This is a genomic window from Caballeronia arationis (genome assembly GCF_001544975.2).
GTDB lineage: Bacteria > Pseudomonadota > Gammaproteobacteria > Burkholderiales > Burkholderiaceae > Caballeronia > Caballeronia arationis.
The window spans coordinates 1-5,889 of record NZ_FCOG02000232.1 but is presented as its reverse complement, the minus strand read 5'-3'; the positions used below and the strand labels follow the sequence as shown (position 1 = coordinate 5,889).

Below are 5,889 nucleotides of genomic sequence, written 5' to 3'. Positions count from 1 at the left end.
GGCGAAATCGAGGACTATGTTTGGTTTCCGGCCTGGCTACTGGTCGTCAAGCCAGCGCTCGCGAGCCGGCTGGGCGAAGCGCGCGTGCAGCGAGAGCTACCTGCGTCGCGTGCCACGGCCTTACTCGGGGAGATTTTGCGTCGCGAACATGAAGGCGACCAGCACGAATTGGTGAGCTTACGCGAAGAACTCAGCTGGTTGCATACGGGCCTGTTTGACGCATACATGGCAACACGGAAAGTGCAGCATCGATGACCGCATCCGCTCGCTTCACCGGCATGACCTTCACTTGCGAGCCAGCGGCCTTCGTAACAGGTGAGTTCGCTGACTTTCGTACCGTGCTGCCTTCGGCTGGATCTCGAAGCGCCTCCGACGAACTGCCTTTGTCCGCCCGCCGAGCGACCATCACCCGCGCGGCGCGGACAGCGGGCGCTGCGCGTAAAATACGAGGTCAGCCGCACACATGGGAACGGACTTGAACCGGTGCCAGCCAGCGAACGGTTCGAGGTCCGCTAGGATAGGCAATAGATAGCGGTAGAAAATTAGAGAGACTCGGGTGTACGGGATGGCCGCGTCCGGCGAAGTGTAGCGAGAAAGAGGCGTGAGGTGTGCGACGGTCGTTCATCGCGTATGCTTTCCAGCTTTGTGCACACTCAACATTGACGACCGATTGGCTCGCTCCCCCTCCAAAGAGACGCGTGGAAACAAAAAAGATGACCGATGTGCTCGTGCCTGAAGGCGCCTACAGGGACACGCTCAGCGATGTGGTCGCGCTCCTGGAAGACGGCCGGGGTGCCGCGGCGCGGAGCATCAATGCACTGATGACTGCGACCTATTGGTTGGTCGGCCGTCGGATCGTCGAATCGGAGCAGGGCGGGCAGGGGCGAGCTGAGTATGGGCAGGCGCTCTTGCAACGCCTGTCAGCGGATCTGACGAAGCAGTTTGGAAGGGGCTTCGGCGCTGACAATCTGGAACTGATGCGCCTCTTCTACCAGAGCTATCCGCCGAGCGAGATTACCGAATCGGTGATTCGGAAATCTACGACCCGCGCCTCGCGAACAAAATCCGAATCACCGATTCGGAAATTCTCGCTCCAGCAGTTGGCTGAACGTTTTCCGTTGTCCTGGACCCATTACGTGCGACTAATGCGACGGACGCGATCGCCGGAAGAGCGGTCGTTCTACGAAGGCGAAGCGCTGCGTGGTGGATGGAGCGTGAGACAGCTCGAACGCCAGATCGGCAGTCAGTTTTACACGCGCACGTTGATGTCCAACGATAAGCGCGCAGTGCTCGCCAAGGGCGCCGTCGCAGCTCCGGGCGACACGATGAAGCCCGAAGAAGCGATCAAAGACCCTTACGTTCTCGAGTTCCTTGACTTGAAGGACGAGTATTCGGAAAGCGACCTTGAAGACGCCCTCATCCACCGGCTCGAGGACTTCTTGCTTGAGCTGGGCGGCGACTTCACGTTCGTAGGGCGGCAGCGGCGATTGCGCATCGGAGACAGCTGGTTTCGTGTAGATCTGCTCTTCTTCCATCGACGACTGCGCTGTCTCGTAATCATCGATCTCAAACTGACCGAGCTGAATCATGCGGATGTCGGGCAGATGCACATGTACTGTAATTACGCGAAGGAACACTGGACACTGCCGGGCGAAAACCCGCCAGTCGGCCTGATCCTTTGTGCAAGAACCAACGAAGCGATCGCACGCTATGCGCTCGACGGCCTGCCCAACAAGGTGCTTGCTGCCGAGTACCACACAGTGCTTCCCGACGAAAAATTGCTCGCGGAGGAGTTGGCGAAAACCCGTAGGGAATGGGAAGCGCAACATCCCATTTTGCTCGACGGAGGCGATCGCTCTCCGGACTGACAGACCGATAGCAGAGTTGTCATCTGCTCGCTGGTCCCAACGCATTAGTCGTTGGTCTCTTGGTCGGCCTAGCGCCACCGATCCGAAAACGCTCATCCGCGCGGCGCGAGATTACGAGGCGACGCAGGCGCAGTTTGCGATGGAGTGTGCCCTGTCCGCGCTGCATTGATGGAGGCCGGCTACGGCTACGAAATCCCGGTAATTGACGTCGTCGATGCCTAGATGCCCTCGTTGCCGCGGCGCTCGCGGGTCGGGTGCCGAAGGCAGCGGTGGACGATTGCGTGCGACGCCTGATTCGCAATGCGGATTCGCTGGTGGGGCGAGCGCTGCACACGCGCATGGAAGCCGCCGGGCCCTGAAAAAGAGGAAGGGTATCGGCCGATGCAGCGCTTGCGCTGCTCACGCCTTCGCGTGAGTCCGGCATGGCCCCATCGTTCACAGCCAAGGCCCCAAGGCCGGTTACGCGCCCGCATCCTTCCTTGACTTCTCGAGAGCCTCGATACGCTGGTCTCAATGGATCAGGAGATGCACAGCGTATGAAGACAATCGCAGTTGACCGAAAACATCACGTCCCCGCTACTTCGCCTGGCGTGCTCAAGCGGACCTCCCTGGAAGCTGACCGTGAACTCGCTCATTTACGGGAAGTGGTGACGGCAGTACGTACAGCATCAGCTCCCTTGCCGATAAGCGTTCGTTACTGGAAGGCACGCCTCCATGAGCTTCGCATCGCCTACGCGTTGCTTCCCGTCCAAGTTGCCCGGCTGTCTGCACTTGAGCTTGACGTCGAAGAGCTCGCACAGAAACAGGTGGACGTCGGCGCGAGCGACGAACTCCGCGTGGCGTAGATTCGTGGCGCCAATTGGGTTACTAGAAAAATCGATATGTAATACATATGAGTACGATCGCTGGACTACCGAATGGACTCGCTCCGACGACGCTAGTCGCCAGTGGCAAGCCACCGCCATTAAATGCAAGCGTGATAATAACAATTGAACTAAACCGCTGACGCGGTAGCAAGTGGTTAGCCCACGGCGTCGGCTCCGGCACGCTCCGCGGGGCTGCGTTCCTTCGAATGCGACCATGGCAGTGCATTTCTGCCCTGTCCATTCGAGAGGAGTCAGCCATGACGGCATTACGTCGACGCATGATCGAGGATATGCGCGTGCGCAACCTCGCGGCCAATACCCAGCGCGCGTACCTGCAGCAGGTCAGTGCGTTCGCCCAGTACTTCGGGCGCTCGCCTGCGCTGCTGGGCCCAGAGGAGATTCGCGCTTACCAGGTGCATCTAGCCGAGATCCGGCGGCGCTCCCGGAGCACGCTGGTGGTAGCCACCGCCGCGCTGCGCTTCTTGTACACCATCACGCTCAAACGCGAGTGGCCGATCGATGAGATCCCCATGTCGAAGGTACCGCGCAGACTGCCGGTGATCCTCAGCCCGGACGAGGTGACGCGGTTTCTCGAATCGATCCGAAGTGTCAAGCATCGCAGCGTGCTGATGGTGGCATACGCGGCAGGCCTGCGCATCTCGGAAGTCACCCGCCTGAAGGTCAGCGACATCGACAGCCAGCGCATGGTACTGCGCGTCGAACAGGGCAAAGGCGACACCGATCGCTGCGTCATGCTTTCACCGCGGCTGCTGGAGATCCTGCGGAGTTACTGGCGCATCGGCCGTCCACAGACCTGGCTCTTTCCGGGGCGGTTTCCCGACCAGCCCATCGACCCGGCCACGATACGTCTGGCGTGCCAGCAGGCGCGTCGGCGAGCCGGGATCAGCAAGCCCGTCACCCCGCATGCCTTGCGTCACGCGTTCGCGACGCACCTGCTCGAATCCGGTACCGACGTCCGCACAATCCAGCTGCTGCTCGGGCATCGCAGCCTCGCCACCACTTCGCGCTATCTAAAGGTCGCAACGAGCACCGTCTGCGCGACGACCAGTCCGTTCGACCGACTGCCTCAACAATCTGCCACGTCCATCAGCCACGCGCCACCGCGCACAAATACCTGAGCGCGATCATGCGCGCCGCACTGGAACTGGCAGACGTTCTGCGTCGCCACGGCACAACGTATCGGGAAGCGCATGCTGACTCGCTCAGCCACGCGCAGCGTCGCGTCATGAGCGCGATCGAACGATGCCGTACCGCAGCGCTGGGTGGTCACGTCGAGGAATGCGACACCTGCGGACATCAGCGCATTGCCTATAACTCCTGTGGTAACCGGCACTGTCCGAAGTGCCAGTCGCTCGCCCGCGCGCAATGGCTCGACGACCGCCAGGCTGACCTGCTGCCCGTGCCGTACTTCCACGTTGTGTTCACCATTCCCGAACAGATCGCGTCGATCGCCTTCCAGAACAAGCGGGTGGTCTACGACATCCTGTTCCAGGCCACCGCCGAAACGCTGCACACGATCGCTGCCGAGCCACGCCATCTCGGCGCAGCCATCGGTTTCATCGCTATCCTGCACACGTGGGGGCAGAATCTTGTGCATCATCCCCACCTGCACTGCGTGGTTCCGGGCGGTGGCCTCGCTCCTGACGGCAGCCGCTGGGTGGCCTGCAAGCCTGGTTTCTTTCTGCCCGTGCGAGTGCTTTCGCGTCTGTTCCGGCGACTGTTCCTCGAGCGGTTGCAGCATGCCTTCGACACCGGCGAACTGCGGTTTTTCTCCTCGTTGACGCATCTGTCCGAGCCGGCTCAATTCGCCCGCTACCTTGCGGGTCCGCGGCACGCCGAGTGGGTCGTCTATGCCAAGCAGCCGTTCGGCGGTCCGCAACAGGTTCTTGACTATCTCGGCCGCTATACACACCGAGTCGCGATCTCCAACAACCGCCTCGTCAGCCTGACCGACGGTCACGTTACGTTTCGCTGGAAGGACTATCGCAGACCAGACAAGCCGCGCGTAATGCAGTTGCCCCCGCTCGAGTTCATCCGACGCTTCCTGCTACATGTCCTTCCGCGCGGACTGCAACGCATCCGCCACTATGGGCTGCTCAGCAATCGCCTGCGCGAATCCCGGCTGACCGCATGCCTCCATCTGCTCAAAGTCGAGCCGGATCGCGAAGCCCGCAGTGCGCCCGAACCGGACTACCGTGACCGCTACGCGAAACTCACCGGCCGGTCGCTCTACGACTGCCCCGTTTGTTCGCGCGGCCGCATGCTCTGCATCGAGCGTCTGCTACCTGGCGGGTCGCCGCGAGCACCACCGGCGAGTCCTCGATGAATTCCGATCCATCCGACTACGACATCAGTTCCAGTACGTCCGGCCGGCGCCGTTGGACACGCTCGGCCAGACGTCGCCCACCGCCGCTTGCCGCACTCTGCAACGTTCGTTCATCTCATGCGTTGTGCGGATTTTCCATCCTCGAACCGCTTCGCGCACCGTTCATCTCGGGCGCCACGAATACTGTTGTCGAGAACATCACAAACAGGCGCCTCGATTCAATGCCCATAGTCGCAACCGCCAGCGGAGCGGTTTAGCTCAAAGAATTTTTAGCGAAGCACAGCCGGCCCGTACGTTGTACCAATGCAGGCGTCTTGTGCCGTCTGCGCTTCGCTAAAAATCCTCTGCCTTCACGCTTGAAAGGTTTGTAATATAAGTCTCGGCACCGTGGAACCGACTCCGGACGCCTCCACGGCCACCCTCGAGCGCCGCGCGCATACTCCACGTGTATCAGCATCGCCGGAGGCGACGACCATGAACGAGCCGAGAACGTCACCAGAAGAGATCCCGGGGCGCACGCGTCGGTGCAGATTGGAGGGCGGCGACACAGCAGTTTTCAACCTGCGGACTGTCGAGGGCCCGCGTCGACGCCATTGCCCCGGCCGCGGATAGCAACGAGCGGATGCTCTATTACTACTTCAAAAGCAAGGGAGGCCTGTACGTCGCGGTCCTCGAGACGATGTATGCGGAATTCGCGCGTCATGAGGTGAGCCTTGACCTCGCGGGACTGTAGCCTGCCGCCGCGATACGAACGCTTGCGCTTTCATCTGGGATTACTTCCGGGCGAATCCGAGGTGGTTGAATCTCA

Annotated in this window: 4 protein-coding genes and 1 pseudogene; all 5 read left to right on the top strand. The window is 61.1% G+C overall.

All coding sequences use genetic code 11. The features are described from left to right. Positions 1–255: pseudogene (locus AWB81_RS39795) on the top strand (hypothetical protein); the annotation flags it as partial. A gap of 458 nt (positions 256–713) precedes the next feature. Continuing rightward, on the top strand, positions 714–1,868 hold the full coding sequence (locus AWB81_RS39790) for a PDDEXK nuclease domain-containing protein (RefSeq protein ID WP_062643791.1): 1,155 nt from the start codon (positions 714–716) through the stop codon (positions 1,866–1,868). A 536-nt stretch (positions 1,869–2,404) separates the two neighbouring features. Further along, the gene (locus tag AWB81_RS39780; RefSeq protein WP_062643788.1) at positions 2,405–2,713 is read left to right on the top strand and encodes a hypothetical protein; all 309 of its coding nucleotides are present in this window, start codon (positions 2,405–2,407) and stop codon (positions 2,711–2,713) included. A 278-nt stretch (positions 2,714–2,991) separates the two neighbouring features. Beyond that, complete coding sequence (locus tag AWB81_RS39775; protein WP_062643786.1) at positions 2,992–3,873, top strand: tyrosine-type recombinase/integrase; 882 nt, start codon at positions 2,992–2,994, stop codon at positions 3,871–3,873. A gap of 5 nt (positions 3,874–3,878) precedes the next feature. Further along, positions 3,879–5,081, top strand: a complete 1,203-nt coding sequence (locus AWB81_RS39770) for an IS91 family transposase (RefSeq protein ID WP_062643793.1) — start codon at positions 3,879–3,881, stop codon at positions 5,079–5,081. The last annotated feature ends 808 nt before the right edge of the window (positions 5,082–5,889 follow it).